This is a genomic window from Bradyrhizobium sp. USDA 3311, from assembly GCF_054062495.1.
On record NZ_JBSSFI010000001.1, the window covers coordinates 8,682,771 to 8,696,412 of the forward strand.

The 13,642-nt window shown below is 66.1% G+C and carries 15 protein-coding genes; 10 read left to right on the top strand and 5 right to left on the bottom strand.

Features of this window, described 5'->3' with window-relative positions; translation table 11 throughout:
* Positions 1-21 precede the first annotated feature (21 nt).
* Positions 22-1,350, bottom strand: a complete 1,329-nt coding sequence (locus tag ACVWW6_RS41265; protein WP_039185890.1) for an aspartate aminotransferase family protein — start codon at positions 1,348-1,350, stop codon at positions 22-24.
* A 148-nt stretch (positions 1,351-1,498) separates the two neighbouring features.
* On the opposite strand from ACVWW6_RS41265, the gene ACVWW6_RS41270 reads away from it, so the two are divergent.
* The gene (locus ACVWW6_RS41270) at positions 1,499-2,047 is read left to right on the top strand and encodes a cupin domain-containing protein (protein WP_011085008.1); all 549 of its coding nucleotides are present in this window, start codon (positions 1,499-1,501) and stop codon (positions 2,045-2,047) included.
* Positions 2,048-2,215: 168 nt separating this feature from the next.
* On the top strand, positions 2,216-2,368 hold the full coding sequence (locus ACVWW6_RS41275) for a hypothetical protein (protein ID WP_171901232.1): 153 nt from the start codon (positions 2,216-2,218) through the stop codon (positions 2,366-2,368).
* 67 nt (positions 2,369-2,435) lie between these two features.
* Here ACVWW6_RS41275 and ACVWW6_RS41280 read toward each other — a convergent pair whose 3' ends face one another.
* The 3 genes from ACVWW6_RS41280 to ACVWW6_RS41290 are packed head-to-tail and all read right to left on the bottom strand — an operon-like array spanning position 2,436 to position 6,239.
* Positions 2,436-4,697 (bottom strand): xanthine dehydrogenase family protein molybdopterin-binding subunit, encoded by a 2,262-nt coding sequence (locus ACVWW6_RS41280; protein WP_456682791.1) that lies wholly within the window; start codon positions 4,695-4,697, stop codon positions 2,436-2,438.
* Entirely contained in the window at positions 4,690-5,745 is a 1,056-nt protein-coding gene (locus ACVWW6_RS41285; protein ID WP_456682792.1) for an FAD binding domain-containing protein, read from the bottom strand. Before ACVWW6_RS41285 ends, ACVWW6_RS41280 begins: the two co-directional genes overlap by 8 nt.
* Positions 5,742-6,239 (bottom strand): (2Fe-2S)-binding protein, encoded by a 498-nt coding sequence (locus ACVWW6_RS41290; protein WP_011085005.1) that lies wholly within the window; start codon positions 6,237-6,239, stop codon positions 5,742-5,744. Before ACVWW6_RS41290 ends, ACVWW6_RS41285 begins: the two co-directional genes overlap by 4 nt.
* A 239-nt stretch (positions 6,240-6,478) precedes the next feature.
* Between ACVWW6_RS41290 and ACVWW6_RS41295 the strand changes: the two genes are divergently transcribed.
* Together ACVWW6_RS41295 and ACVWW6_RS41300 are read left to right on the top strand one after the other, a co-directional pair.
* Positions 6,479-7,120, top strand: a complete 642-nt coding sequence (locus ACVWW6_RS41295) for a TetR/AcrR family transcriptional regulator (protein ID WP_028175174.1) — start codon at positions 6,479-6,481, stop codon at positions 7,118-7,120.
* Positions 7,121-7,186: 66 nt separating this feature from the next.
* Positions 7,187-7,594 (top strand): DUF4864 domain-containing protein, encoded by a 408-nt coding sequence (locus tag ACVWW6_RS41300; protein WP_456682793.1) that lies wholly within the window; start codon positions 7,187-7,189, stop codon positions 7,592-7,594.
* On the opposite strand, the gene ACVWW6_RS41305 is transcribed toward ACVWW6_RS41300, so the two are convergent.
* On the bottom strand, positions 7,591-8,856 hold the full coding sequence (locus tag ACVWW6_RS41305; RefSeq protein WP_456682794.1) for an MFS transporter: 1,266 nt from the start codon (positions 8,854-8,856) through the stop codon (positions 7,591-7,593). The genes ACVWW6_RS41300 and ACVWW6_RS41305 overlap by 4 nt on opposite strands.
* A 151-nt stretch (positions 8,857-9,007) precedes the next feature.
* Between ACVWW6_RS41305 and ACVWW6_RS41310 the strand changes: the two genes are divergently transcribed.
* From ACVWW6_RS41310 to ACVWW6_RS41335, 6 genes are all read left to right on the top strand, one after another.
* Positions 9,008-9,451, top strand: coding sequence for a hypothetical protein (locus ACVWW6_RS41310; RefSeq protein WP_456682795.1), 444 nt, complete (start codon positions 9,008-9,010; stop codon positions 9,449-9,451).
* Between the two features lie 77 nt (positions 9,452-9,528).
* Positions 9,529-9,813, top strand: a complete 285-nt coding sequence (locus ACVWW6_RS41315) for a hypothetical protein (RefSeq protein ID WP_456682796.1) — start codon at positions 9,529-9,531, stop codon at positions 9,811-9,813.
* Between the two features lie 9 nt (positions 9,814-9,822).
* Positions 9,823-11,247, top strand: coding sequence for a TolC family protein (locus tag ACVWW6_RS41320; RefSeq protein WP_456682797.1), 1,425 nt, complete (start codon positions 9,823-9,825; stop codon positions 11,245-11,247).
* Between the two features lie 13 nt (positions 11,248-11,260).
* Positions 11,261-12,598, top strand: a complete 1,338-nt coding sequence (locus ACVWW6_RS41325) for a copper oxidase (RefSeq protein WP_404525803.1) — start codon at positions 11,261-11,263, stop codon at positions 12,596-12,598.
* Positions 12,599-12,630: 32 nt separating this feature from the next.
* Positions 12,631-13,083: a cupredoxin domain-containing protein gene (locus tag ACVWW6_RS41330; protein WP_028175167.1), complete on the top strand. Its 453-nt coding sequence runs from the start codon at positions 12,631-12,633 to the stop codon at positions 13,081-13,083.
* Between the two features lie 16 nt (positions 13,084-13,099).
* The gene (locus ACVWW6_RS41335; RefSeq protein WP_028175166.1) at positions 13,100-13,402 is read left to right on the top strand and encodes a copper-binding protein; all 303 of its coding nucleotides are present in this window, start codon (positions 13,100-13,102) and stop codon (positions 13,400-13,402) included.
* Positions 13,403-13,642 lie beyond the last annotated feature (240 nt).

Consider the following 13,642-nt stretch of genomic DNA (forward strand, 5'->3'; position numbering starts at 1 on the left):
TCGCAACGGCGAGAGCAATTATCAGGCCACCTTCTTGATGGCGTCGCCGAGGATCGAGACCATCTGGTCGATATGGCTCTTCTCGACGATGAGCGGAGGCGACATCGCGAAGCTATCGCCGCTCATGCGCAAATAGAGGCCGGTGTTGAAGCAGTCGACCATCACGTCGTAACCGCGCGCACCGACCACGCCGGCGCGCGGCGCCAGCTCGACCGCGCCCATCAGGCCGCAATTGCGGATGTCGACGACGTTCGGCAGGCCCTTCAGCGAATGCAGCGCATCGCGCCAGTATTCGGCGATCGACGCACCGCGCGTGAGCAGGCCTTCGTCCTTGTAGATGTCGAGCGTCGCGATGCCGGCGGCGCAGGCCGTCGGATGCGCCGAATAGGTGTAGCCGTGGAACAGCTCCATCTGGTTCTCGGGGCCGACCATCATCCCGTCGTGCACCTTGCGGCTCGCGAACACCGCGCCGCAGGGAATGGTGCCGTTGGTGATGCCCTTGGCCGTCGTCATCAGGTCCGGCGTGACGCCGAAGAAATTGGCGGCGAACGGCGTGCCGAGGCGACCGAAGCCGGTGATGACCTCGTCGAAGATCAGGAGGATGCCGTGCTTGTCGCAGATCTCGCGCAGGCGCTGGAGATAGCCCTTCGGCGGCGGCAGCACCGCGGTCGAACCCGGCACCGGCTCGACGATGACGGCGGCGATCGTCTCGGCGCCGTGCAGGCCAACCAGGCGCTCGAGATCGTCGGCGAGCTCGGCACCATGCTCCGGCTGGTCCTTGGCGAAGGCGTTGCGGCTGAGATCGTGGGTGTGGCGAATGTGGTCGACGCCCGGCAGCAGGGTCGCGAAGGCGCGGCGGTTGGCGACCATGCCGCCGACCGACGTGCCGCCGAAGCCGACGCCGTGATAGCCGCGCTCACGTCCGATCAGGCGGGTGCGGCTCGACTGGCCGGTGGCGCGATGATAGGCGAGCGCGATCTTGAGCGCGGTGTCCACCGACTCGGAGCCGGAGTTGGTGAAGAAGATCCGGTCGAGGCCCTTCGGCGCGATCTCGGCGAGCCGCTCGGCGAAGTCGAACGCCAGGGGATGGCCCATCTGGAACGTGGGCGCGAAGTCCAGCGTCATCAGCTGCCGCTCGACCGCGGCGGCGATCTGCTTGCGGCCGTGGCCGGCATTGACGCACCAGAGGCCGGCGGAGCCGTCGATCACCTTGCGGCCGTCGACGGTGGTGTAGTGCATGCCCTCGGCCGAGGAGAACAGGCGCGGCGCCTTCTTGAACTGCCGGTTGGCCGTGAACGGCATCCAGAACGAGTCGGTCTTGATAGTGTTCGGAATCTGATGAAGGGTCACGGCCGCGCTCCTTTGCTGACGGGATAGCAGAGGCACGGCTTCCAAAGCGCAACAAGTCCTTTTCTGGTGACCTGCAAGCCATTGATTTCACTGGGGCCGCGGGTCCATATTTGCGCGATCCGCAACACCTGCAACAGGGACCAGGGGCATGAGCGTCGACATCGGTGGACGGCTGCGATTCATCCGGGCGCGCCAGAAGCTGTCGCAGCGCGAGCTTGCCAAGCGCGCCGGCGTCACCAATTCGACGATTTCGCTGATCGAATCCAACCAGATGAACCCGTCGGTCGGCGCGCTCAAGCGCATCCTCGACGGCATCCCGATGGGGCTCGCCGAGTTCTTCGCACTGGAGCCGGAGAGCCGGCGCAAGATCTTCTATCGCGCCGAAGAGCTGACCGAGGTCGGCAAGAAGCCGATCTCGTATCGGCAAGTCGGCGACAATCTGTTCGGCCGCAGCCTGCAGATTTTGAAGGAGCGCTACGAGCCCGGCAGCGACACCGGGCGCGTGCATCTCGTTCATGACGGCGAGGAAGGCGGCATCGTGATATCGGGGAAGCTCGAAGTCACCGTCGAGGACGAGCGACGCATCCTCAATCCCGGCGATGCCTATTATTTCGAGAGCCGCCGCCCGCATCGCTTCCGCTGCGTCGGCGGCAAGCCGTGCGAAGTGATCTCGGCCTGCACGCCGCCGACGTTTTGACGCGGATCAAAATCCCCCGAAATCTTACGGAGCTTGAGCCATCTCAATTTCCGCGAGCCGAACCTCTATATATTACGAACCGTAGCCGAGCAGCCTGGCGCAGAGGTGCTGAGGTTATGGCCCCGGACTCCTAGGCACTCCGGGGCCGCTTCGTAACAGGGCTCGCCGATGAAGATCACGCTCGCCAATGCAGAAGCCGCGCTCGACGAAGTTCGGCGCGATGCCGACAAGCTCCGCTCGCGCGAGCTGCGCGAGGCCATCGCCGCATACATCGAGACGCAGAGAGAGGCGATCAAGGCCCTCCGGCGGAAGATGAACTGACGCTTCGACGCGGGGCGAGAGCCGCGCGGCGATCTCCGCCCGGCTCTCGTTGACATCGCCGCAGCGCTCAAGACTGCGTCAGCAATTCCTCGATCCGGATCGGGAAGCGGCGCACGCGCACCCCGGTCGCGTGCCAGACGGCGTTGGCGACCGCGCCCGCGCTGCCGGTGATGCCGATCTCGCCGACGCCCTTGATCCCGAGCGCATTCACATGCGGGTCGTGCTCCTCGACCGTGATCACGTCGAGCGGCGGCACGTCGGCATTCACGGGGATGTGGTACTCGCCGAGATTGGCATTCATGATCCGGCCGCTGCGGCGGTCGGTGATGGCCTCCTCGTGCAGCGCGAAGGACATGCCCCAGATCATGCCGCCGAACAGCTGGCTCTTCACCAGATGCGGATTGACGATGCGCCCCGCGGCGAAGGCGCCGACCATGCGCGTGACGCGGACCTGGCCGAGCTCGGGATCGACCTTCACCTCCGCGAACACCGCGCCATGGGCGTGCATGGCATACTCCTCCATCGCCGCAGGATTTGGCGCGCCGGTGCCACGCGCCTCGACCTCCGCGACGCCGGCACGCGCGAGGATCTCGGCATAGCTCTCGCCGCGACTCTCGTCGTCACGCCGGAACAGCTTTCCGTCGCGCGCGACCACGCCGGCATTACCGGCGCCGAACAGCGGCGAGCGCTCGTCGCCGGTGGCGAGAGCGGCGAGCTTAGCAATTACGGCCGCGCCGGCGCTGTGGATCGCAGCGCCCGCGGTCGCCGTGTGCGCCGAGCCGCCGGCGATGCCGGCGTCGGGTAGGTCGGACGTTCCGGCCTTGAACGTGACGCGATCGATATCGAGGCCGAGACCGTCGGCTGCGATCTGGGCGAGTGCCGTCCAGGCGCCCTGCCCCATGTCATGCGCGCCGATCTCCATCGCACCGGTGCCGTCGCGGCGGATCGCGGCACGCGCTTCCGCCTGGAACATCAGCGCCGGGAAGGTCGCGGTGCCCATGCCCCAGCCGACCAGAAGACCGGCATCGTCGCGCATCTGCCGCGGCTGGAGCGAGCGCTTGGCCCAGCCGAAGCGCGCGGCGCCCTGCTCGTAGCAGGCACGCAGCGCCTTGGATGAGAACGGCTTTCCCGTGATCGGCTCGACCTCGGCGTAGTTCTTCAGACGGAAGGCGAGCGGATCGATGCCGCAGGCCCAGGCCATCTCGTCGATCGCACTCTCGAGCGCAATCGAACCGGTCGCCTCGCCCGGCGCGCGCATGAACAGCGGCGTACCGGTGTTGACGCGCACGGCATCGTGCGAGGTGCGGATCGCAGGCGCCGCATAGAGCGTGTGCGAGGCATCGGCGGCGGGCTCGTAGAAATCGTCGAACGTGCTCGACACGGTTCTCGCATGGTGATCGAGCGCAGTCAGGCGCCCCTCGCCGTCGGCGCCGATGCGCAGCCGCTGGCGGGTCGGTGCGCGATGGCCGACCGGGCCGTACATCTGCTCACGGCGCAGCACGAGCTTCACCGGCCGGCCGACGAGCTTGGCCGCCATGATGCCGAGGGTCGGCGGGCCGGACATCAGCCCCTTGGAGCCGAAACCGCCACCGAGGAACGGACTGCGGATGTGGATCTTGTCAGGCGCAATGCCGAACAGCTCGGCGATGCGCCCGAGCGAGAGCATCAGGCCCTGGGTCGGCATGTCGACCGACAGATTGTCCCCGTCCCAGCTGGCCACGATCGCATGCGGCTCCATGGCATTGTGATATTGCGGCGGCGTCTCGTAGACCGCATCGATCTGCTTCTCGGCCGAGGCAAGGCCCGCCTCGACATCGCCGCGGTGGCTTTCCGTGGGATTGCCGACGCCGACGACCGGCGGCACGTAGCTCTCGCCGGCATCGAGGCCGACGAGCGCAGGCAGCGCCTCATAGCGCGGCGCCAGCAGCACCGCGCCTTCCGTTGCCGCTTCCAGCGTCTCGGCGATCACGACGGCGATCGGCTGGTTGGCGTAGCGGACCTCGTCGCTCTGCAGCACCTCCATCCGGAACACGAACGGGTTGGTCTTGATCTCGGGGTCGATCGCGAGTGGCGGCTTGTGGTCTGGTGTCATGACGTCGACGACGCCGGGATGGCGCTTGGCAGCAGAGACATCGAGCGAGACCACGCGGCCGCGCGCAATGCTCGAGACCGCCATCACCGCAAACAGCATCCCGGGCGGATGATTGTCGGCCGCATAAGTCGCCTGACCCTTGACCTTGAGGAGGCCGTCGCGCCGGGTCAGAGGCTGGCCGATGCTCGAGCCGTGGCGCAGATGGGCGGGAGCGCTGGTGAGATTGAGCTCAGGCATGGATGGCTCCGGAGGTCGAGGCAAAGGGAGAGGCCGGCAGCGCCGGCAGGCGCGCCGGCGTACCGGCGGCGGCGAGAGTCAACGCGCGCACGACGATGCGGCGGGCGAGCTCGATCTTGAAGGCATTGTCGCCGGACGGCTTCGCGTCGGTGAGCGCGCGCCAGGCGGCTTCCTGGAAGGCGTCGGCCGTGGGCGCGACACCCTTGAGCACGTCTTCCGCTGCGCGGGCACGCCAGGGCTTTGCGGCAACGCCGCCGAGCGCGAGCCGCGCCTCCCTGATCTGGCCGTTTTCGATCTGCAACGCAGCGGCGGCCGAGACGACGGCAAAGGCGTAAGATGTGCGCTCACGAACCTTGAGGTAGCGCGCATGCGCCGCAAAGCCGCGCGCCGCAGCCGGCAGGCGCACCGCGACAATCAGGTCGCCGGGTTCGAGCGCGGCCTCGCGCTGAGGCGTATCGCCGGGCAGGCGATGCAGTTCGTCCAGTGCGATCTCGCGACGGCCGCTCTTGCCCTCGATCTCGACGATGGCGTCAAGTGCAACCAGGGGCACGCAGAAGTCCGAGGGATGCGTGGCGATGCAGCTCTCGCTCCAGCCGAGCACGGCATGGGTACGGTTCTCGCCGTCGCGGGCGTCGCAGCCACTGCCCGCCTCGCGCTTGTTGCAGCGGCTGGCGGTGTCATAGAAATATGCGCAGCGCGTCCGTTGCAGCAGATTGCCGCCGACGGTCGCAGCGTTGCGCAATTGCGCCGATGCGCCGGAGAGCAGCGCTTCGGCGACGGCCGGATAGGACTTCGCGAAGCCGGCATCGTGCGCGAGATCGGCGTTGCTCACCAGCGCGCCGATACGCAGCGACCCGTCGGCGAGATGCTCGATTGCGTCGAGCCCTTCGAGATGCGTGACATCGACCAGGCGATCCGGACGGCTGACGCCGCCCTTCATCAGATCGAGCAAATTGGTGCCGGCGGCGAGATAGACAGCGCCCGGCTGGCCGGCGGCGGCAACGGCTTCGGTAACCGTGGCCGGCCTGACATAATCGAACGGTTTCATGCGGAGCGCCTCTGATTGGATTCGTCCATGCGTTCTTGCGCCTCGCGCACGGCGTCGACGATGCCGGCATAGGCGCCGCAGCGGCAGAGATTGCCGCTCATGCATTCGCGGATGCGTTCGGGATCGTCGCCGGCCTGGGCCTCGCGCATCATGCCGATCGCGCTCATGATCTGGCCGGGCGTGCAAAAGCCGCACTGAAATCCGTCATGGGCAATGAAGGCGGCCTGCACGGGGTGAAGCTGGTCGCCGCGCGCGACGCCCTCGATAGTGAGGATGTCGGCGCCGTCATGGCTGACGGCGAGCGCGAGGCAGGAATTGATGCGCTTGCCGTCGACGAGAATGGTGCAGGCGCCGCACTGGCCGCGGTCGCATCCCTTCTTGGTTCCGGTCAGATGGAGGCGCTCACGCAGGAGATCGAGCAGCGTGACGCGCGGATCGTCGAGGACGAAGTCGCGCCGCGCACCGTTCACGGTGAGGCTGATCGAGTGGTTCATACAAGGCTCCGATCAGATATGGACATGAGTGATCGCGCGGCGCGCCACCGCCGTGGCCGCCGTCGACATGTGCTGGCCAGGCGGAAACCGGCCAGCACCGCAACGAAGATACGGAGGCACCCTCCGCTTAACAAGGGCCGCCGAAAAATATTTGGAATTCGTCAAAAGCCCATGCGCAGACAACGCGATGCAGCTAGGCAAGGGTTCAATCTAACCAATTCGTGATCTACATTGCCGGCATGGACGATCACACCGACCAGACCCGAAAGCCCCGCGCCGATGCCGTGCGCAATCGCGAGCGCGTGCTCGAAGCGGCCAAGGCCGTGTTCAACGCGGGCGGTCCGGAGGCGAGCCTGGAGGCCGTGGCGAAACGCGCCGGCGTCGGCATCGGCACGCTCTACCGGCATTTCCCGACGCGCGAGGATCTGTTCGAGGCGGTATACCGGCGCGAAGTCGAGCAGCTCAGCGAGCTTGCCGAGCAGTTGAAGAATGCGAAGGACTCGGTCGACGCACTGCGCCGCTGGCTACGTTCCGGGGTCGAATTCGTGGCCACGAAAAAAGGCATGTCGGCAGCGCTGGCGCTGACGTTCCAGAGCTCGTCGGAACTTGCGGCCTTCTCGATGGACCGGCTGACCAAGGCGATCGGCTCGCTGCTCGACCGCGCCGTCGCGGCCGGCGAGATGCGTGCCGATGTCAGCCCGGAAGACCTGCTCAGGGCTCTGATCGGCATGTGCTACATGCACGACCAGCCCGGCTGGCAATCCTCGGTGCTGCGCATGCTCGACGTGTTCGTCGACGGGCTGCGCGTGCAGCCCGTCGCGAAGGCCAAGGCGCGCTCCGCCGCCAAGCCCGCGACGCCGGCGCCCAAGCGGAAGCGATAGCGCGTCCCGCGTTCTGCAAAATCGTGCTAGGATCAAGGCCGCCGGGATATCAACGCGGAGCCTGTTGTGCGCGTCGCAGCCTTGCTTCTCCTTCTCGCTGTTGCTCTCAGCCCGTTCTGCGCACTGGCCGACGACGTCGCCGCGGCACAGGGCATCATCCGCGCCCAGGAGCAGGCGTTCGTCCGCGACGATGCCACGGCCGCCTATTCCTATGCCGCACCGGCAATCAAGGAGATCTTTCCGGCGCCCGACATCTTCATGTCCATGGTGCAAAACGGCTACGCGCCGGTCTACCGCCACAAGAGTTTCGAGTTCGGCGACAGCAAGACCGAAGGCAACTGGATCGCCCAGCGCGTCCACATCGTCGACGCCAATGGCGAGGCCTGGGAGGCGGTCTACACGCTCGAGCAGCAGGCCGATGGCAGTTACAAGATCACCGGCTGCTCGCTGCTGAAGACGGGACAGGCGGTTTAGGTCGCGAAACCCGGTCTTGCCTTGACCGAATTCATCCGCGAGCGGATCAGCAAGGTCAGGACGATGGCTATATTCAGCGCGTTCCAGGCCACGCCGTTTGCGAACGCCGCGGCATACGAGCCGGTGGCATCGAAGATGACGCCCGACACCCAGCCGCCAAACGACATGCCGAACACCGAGGCGAAGATCACGATGCCGACACGGGTCGCCGCCTCGCCAGCCGGCATCGCCTCGCGCACGATGATGGCGTAGCTCGGCACGATGCCGCCCTGGAACAGTCCGAACATCGCGGAGATCAGGTAGAGCGAGGCGAGGCTGTCGAAGAACAGGTAGAACACCAGCGCAAAGCCCTGCGCCAGCGACCCGACCAGCAGCGTGCGGACGCCGCCGATCTTGTCGGCAAGGAAGCCCGAGCCGATCCGGCTGACGATGCCGCAGGCCATCATCAAAGACAGCATCTCGGCGCCGCGCGCCACGCCATAACCGAGATCGCCGCAATAGGCGACGATATGCACCTGCGGCATCGCCATGGCGACGCAGCAGGAGATGCTGGCGATCGAGAGCAGCACCGTCAGCGTATTGGTCGAGAGCTTGAGATCGACCCGCGGCGGCGGTGCATTGGCATGATCGCGAACCTTGTTGCCGCCCATCTGCGCGCGTAGGACAAGCACCAGGATCGTCATCAAGCCCACGCAGACGAGGCCGATGCCGATATGGGTCATGCGCCAGCCGATCGTCTGCAGGCCCCAATTCACCAGCGGCGGCCACATTGTGCCGGCGACGTAATTGCCGCTCGCGACGATGGTCACGGCCAGCCCGCGATAGCGCTCGAACCAGTGCGAAGCCTCCGCCATCAGCGGCGCGAAGGTCGCCGAGGTGCCGAGCCCGATCAGGAAATACGCCGCCACGAACTGCCAGAGTTGACCAGACAGGCCCGCGAGCACATTGGCGACGCCGAGGAAGGCGATGCTGATCGCCATCGCCGGCACGATGCCGAATCGGTCGGTGATCTTGCCGGCGATCACGCCGCCAAGCCCGAAGCCGAACATCATGAGGGTGAAGGCCAGCGACACCGCGCCGCGCGTGGCGGCGAATTCGGCCTGGACCGCGGGAATCATGACCACGATCGCCCACATGCCGACGCCTCCGATCGATCCGATCAGAAGCGCAATGACAAGCCGCACCCAGGCCTGACGGGAATCAGGGCTGAATGAGTCTGATGTTTGTCCGGGATGATTTGGGGCGTGCACGGGCCGAACCATGGCCCGCGGATCGGAACACGGTCAAGCTTCGTGGCGTGATATTGGGCATGCGCGGTGCACTGCGGTAAGAAGATGCTTGGCGAAACCGCGCTTTGCCATTAGTTTGCAATCTGCGTGTGCAAGACTGCCGCGCGAGGAGCCTATCGGCGGAATGCTGTTGCGATTGACACGATCGATGCGGATCAGGGTGGGGCGGATCATCGCCCTCGCCTATCTGTTCTGCGTGCTCGCGCCGGCCGCAAGCCTTGCCTGGGGCAATGGTCCGGCGCCGTGCCTCGACGACGCACTCCTCGCCGACGTCGTGCCGGTGCATCATCAGACGCCAGCCGGCCACATGCATGACGGCGCCTCGCATGACCACGCCGGACCGCATGCGCATCCCCAGACCGCGGCGCAGGACGCGCCTGCTCCGCATCATCATGACGGCAAGGGAACAGTCGGCCCGTGCTGCGCGATGATGTGCGTGAGTGCGCTGCCGGCCGATCTGCCCGTCGTCGCCAAGCCGCTTCAGCCCATCTCCGCCTGCGCGCCCGAGATCGTGGTCAGCCTGCGTAGCGAGGCGCCGCCCCTGCTCTACCGTCCCCCCATCGCCTGATCTGACACGATGACGTCAGGGCCAGCGCGCGTCTGCGCGCGCGAGCCTGTGGTCTCACGACAGTTCAGGGATGAATCATGCTTACCCTTTCCGGGGCGAAGTCCGGCGCCGCATCCGCGGTGCGTGGACGACTCTTTCTAATTTGCTGGCCGCTGCTGGCCGTGATTGCGTTCGCGCTGGCCGGCTGCATGCCGGCCACCACGCAAGTGGCCGACGCCGATCCTGCCGATCCCTCGGCAAAGGTCGCACGCGCCAGTTATCGGTCGACCGTCGCGCCCTATACCAGCCTGCGGCCTGCGACGCCGGCGCCGTGGCGCGACCGCAACGACGCCGTCGCGCCGCAGCCCAAGCAGGACAGGTAGGCGCGCGCCATGGCACACCATCTTGCGCGCGGCCTGCTCATGCTCACCGCGTTCGGACTCTCCGGCTGCATGGCGTTCTCGCCGGACGGCGGCATGACGACGGTCTCGGACCTCGCCAGCCAGACCATCAACAAGGACGTCGCCTTCGTCCGATCGGCAGAAGGCGCCGAGGCCGTCAACGCGACCGTCCACCGGTTGCTGGCGCGCACGCTGACCGCCGAGACCGCCGTGCAGATCGCGCTGCTCAACAACAAGGGGCTGCAAGCCGCTTACAACGAGCTGGCGCTGGCCGAAACCGAGCTGGTGGAGCAGAGCCTGCCGCCCAATCCCGTGTTCTCGATCTCGCGGATATCGGGCAATGGCGCCAACGAGATCGAGCGCCAGGTGGTCGGTGACATCCTCGCGCTGGCGACCCTGCCGTTCCGCTCCGACATCGCCCGCGACCGCTTTCGCCAGGCCCAATTGCGCGCGGCACTGGCGACGTTGCGGCTCGCGGCCGACGTGCGCCGCGCCTATGTCCGCGCAGTCACCTGCAACGAGCTGGTGGTGCTGCTGACGGACGCGAAGGCGACGGCGGAATCGACGGCCCAACTCGCCGTCAAGCTCGGCGAAACCGGCTCGATCAACAAGCTCGACCAGGCCCGCGAACAGGTATTCTACGCCGAGACCACCGCCGACCTCGCGACCGCGCGGCAGGCCGCGACGAGCACGCGCGAACGGCTCGCGCGCCTGATGGGACTATGGGACGACGGCCTCGATTTCCGTCTGCCCAACCAGTTGCCGCCATTGCCGCGCCGGCCACAAGCGCTGCCTTCGATCGAGGCCGACGCGGTCGCCCATCGCATCGACTTGCAGATCGCGCGGCTCGAGCTGACGGCGCTGGCCAAATCGCTCAATCTCACCGAGGCGACGCGCTTCGTGACGCTGCTCGATCTCGCCGGCATCTCCCGCCGCACCCAGGATCCGGAAGGGGCGCCGTTCCGCGAACGCGGCTTCGACGTGCAGTTCCAGATCCCGATCTTCGACGGCGGTGAGGTGCGCGTGCGACAAGCGGCGGAGACTTACAATCTCGCCTTCAATCGCCTGACCGAGCGTGCCGTGAACGTTCGCTCGGAGGCGCGCGATGCCTACCGGACCTACCGGTCCACCTACGATATCGCCAGTCATTACCAGCGCGAGATCATCCCCCTGCGCAAAATCATCACCGAGGAGATGCAGCTGCGCTTCTCCAGCATGCAGGTCGACATTTTTGCGTTGCTCACCGAGGCGCGACAGCGCCTGGCGTCGCTGCGCGGCGCCATCGATGCCAGGCAAAGATTCTTCCTCGCCCAGTCCGACTTGCAGACCGCCGTCAATGGCGGCGGTTCGCTCGCTTCCGGCGGCGACACGTCAACCACCATCGCCGCGGCAGCGTCTGCCGACGGCGACCACTGAGATGGAGGCCAGCATGTATTCCCGCCGAGGATTCTTGGGCACTGCCGCGCTTGCCAGCGCGTCGGCCATCAGCGGCCGCGTCCAGGCTGCGTCGATTCCGGAAGCACCTCACATGGACAAAGTGGTGATGCAGCCGCCGCTGCATCCGATCAGCGGCCCGGACTATCGCCCCGTGGTCACGCTGAACGGCTGGTCGCTGCCGTTCCGCATGAACGGTGACTGGAAGGAATTCCACCTCGTCGCCGAACCCGTGGTGCGCGAGTTCGCCGAAGGCATGAAGGTGAACCTGTGGGGCTATAACGGCCAGTCGCCGGGCCCGACCATCGAGGCCGTCGAGGGCGACAAGGTCCGCATCTTCGTCACCAACAAATTGCCCGAATACACCACCGTTCACTGGCACGGCATGATCGTGCCGAGCGGCATGGACGGCGTCGGCGGGCTGAATCAGCCGCACATCGATCCGGGCAAGACCTTCGTCTACGAGTTCGAGATGAAGAAGAGCGGGACCTTCATGTACCACCCGCATTCCGACGAGATGGTGCAGATGGCCATGGGCATGATGGGCATGGTCGTCGTGCATCCGCGCGACCCGAATTTCCGGCCCGTCGACCGCGACTATGTCTTCGTGATGAGCACCTATCGCGTCGATCCCGGCAGCTACCTGCCGCGGGTCAACGAGATGACCGACTTCAACATGTGGACCTGGAATTCGCGGGTGTTTCCGGGGATCGATCCGCTGCCGGTGCGGCTCGGCGACAAGGTGCGCGTGCGCATCGGCAATCTCAGCATGACCAACCATCCGATCCATCTGCACGGCCACAGCTTCGCGGTGACCTGCACCGACGGCGGCTGGATTCCGGAGAGCGCGCAGATTCCCGAGACGACCACCGACGTCCCCGTCGGCGCTGTGCGGGTGTTCGACGTGCTCGCCGACAATCCCGGCGACTGGGCGTTCCACTGCCACAAGTCGCATCACACCATGAACGCAATGGGACACGAGGTGCGCACCCTCATTGGCGTGTCGCGCAAGGATCTCGCCAAGGCCGTCGGCAAGCTCGCACCCGACAGCATGGCGATGGGCTCGACCGGCATGGCGATGGGCAACATGGAGATGCCCGCGCCCGACAACACGCTGCCGATGATGACCGGCACCGGCCAGTTCGGCCCGATCGAGATGGGCGGCATGTTCACGGTGATGAAGATCCGCGAGGACCTCGCGCGCGACGATTACCGCGATCCCGGCCCGTACAAATTCCCGCAAGGCACCGTCGCCTACGAAGTGACGCCGCCGGCCGCGGAACCGGCGCGGCAGCCAGGCGGCACGCCGCCGATGAAGAACATGAAGATGTGAGCGTTTCGATGAACCACCAACTGGAGAACAAGATGAAGACGATCAAACTCGCCCTCGCGCTGGCTGCGCTTTCGATCGCGCCGGCCATTGCTCATGACCAGCACGGTCATGAGACCTTTTCGGCCGGCGAGCCCGGCGATCCCAAGAAGCCGGCACGTACCGTCGAGATCGCGATGAGCGAGATGTCCTACGAGCCGTCGAACATCACGGTCGAACGCGGCGAACAGATCCGCTTCGTGCTGCGCAATAGCGGCAAGGAAGACCACGAATTCCTGCTCGCCACCACCAAGGAGAACCTCGAGCACGCCGAGGTGATGAAGAAACATCCGCACATGGAGCACGACGACCCGAACGGGGTCCGGCTCGCCCCGAGCAAGACCGCCGAGATCCTCTGGAAGTTCAGCAAGGCCGGCACGTTCGAATTTTCCTGCCTGATCCCGGACCATCGCGACTACGGCATGGTCGGCCACGTCACCGTCAAGTGAAGCAATGGAGAGAGCCATGAAATCGATCACCCGCATCGCCGCCGCGCTCGCGCTGACGCTCGGCCTGACCTTCGGTGCCGCCGCGGCGCCAGGCGCCTCGATCAGCGGCGAGGTCAAGAAGATCGACGAGAGCGCCGGCAAGATCACGCTCAAGCACGGGCCAGCCAAGAGCCTCGGCATGGATGAACCCATGACCATGGTCTACCGCGTCAAGGACCCCGCTTTGCTCAAGCAGGTGAAGGTCGGCGACAAGGTCACCTTCGAAGCCGAGGAGGCGGCTTCGGGCTACACGGTGACGAAGATGGAGAAGGCGAAGTAGCTTTGCCACCTACCCCGTCATTCCGGGATGGTCCGCAGGACCAGACCCGGAATCTCGAGATTCCGGGTTCGGTGCTTCGCACCGCCCCGGAATGACGACCCGGAAGGCCGAAACACCCCGGTCTGACCTCCCGCCGCACCTCTCGTTAACCCTTTGCTAACCATACACCCGGCAAGAATTGCCGGGTGAAGTCGAGTGTCGTCAGCCGCGTAAAACGGGAGGTCCCCCGTGGACGCCAGT

Excerpts from the sequence above, each read along its gene's own strand:
- ACVWW6_RS41270 (WP_011085008.1), top strand. The coding sequence starts at position 1,499 with ATGAGCGTCGACATCGGTGGACGGCTGCGATTCATCCGGGCGCGCCAG.
- ACVWW6_RS41275 (WP_171901232.1), top strand. The coding sequence starts at position 2,216 with ATGAAGATCACGCTCGCCAATGCAGAAGCCGCGCTCGACGAAGTTCGG.
- ACVWW6_RS41280 (WP_456682791.1), bottom strand. The coding sequence starts at position 4,697 with ATGCCTGAGCTCAATCTCACCAGCGCTCCCGCCCATCTGCGCCACGGC.
- ACVWW6_RS41285 (WP_456682792.1), bottom strand. The coding sequence starts at position 5,745 with ATGAAACCGTTCGATTATGTCAGGCCGGCCACGGTTACCGAAGCCGTT.
- ACVWW6_RS41290 (WP_011085005.1), bottom strand. The coding sequence starts at position 6,239 with ATGAACCACTCGATCAGCCTCACCGTGAACGGTGCGCGGCGCGACTTC.
- ACVWW6_RS41295 (WP_028175174.1), top strand. The coding sequence starts at position 6,479 with ATGGACGATCACACCGACCAGACCCGAAAGCCCCGCGCCGATGCCGTG.
- ACVWW6_RS41305 (WP_456682794.1), bottom strand. The coding sequence starts at position 8,856 with ATGGTTCGGCCCGTGCACGCCCCAAATCATCCCGGACAAACATCAGAC.
- ACVWW6_RS41310 (WP_456682795.1), top strand. The coding sequence starts at position 9,008 with ATGCTGTTGCGATTGACACGATCGATGCGGATCAGGGTGGGGCGGATC.
- ACVWW6_RS41315 (WP_456682796.1), top strand. The coding sequence starts at position 9,529 with ATGCTTACCCTTTCCGGGGCGAAGTCCGGCGCCGCATCCGCGGTGCGT.
- ACVWW6_RS41320 (WP_456682797.1), top strand. The coding sequence starts at position 9,823 with ATGGCACACCATCTTGCGCGCGGCCTGCTCATGCTCACCGCGTTCGGA.
- ACVWW6_RS41325 (WP_404525803.1), top strand. The coding sequence starts at position 11,261 with ATGTATTCCCGCCGAGGATTCTTGGGCACTGCCGCGCTTGCCAGCGCG.
- ACVWW6_RS41330 (WP_028175167.1), top strand. The coding sequence starts at position 12,631 with ATGAAGACGATCAAACTCGCCCTCGCGCTGGCTGCGCTTTCGATCGCG.
- ACVWW6_RS41335 (WP_028175166.1), top strand. The coding sequence starts at position 13,100 with ATGAAATCGATCACCCGCATCGCCGCCGCGCTCGCGCTGACGCTCGGC.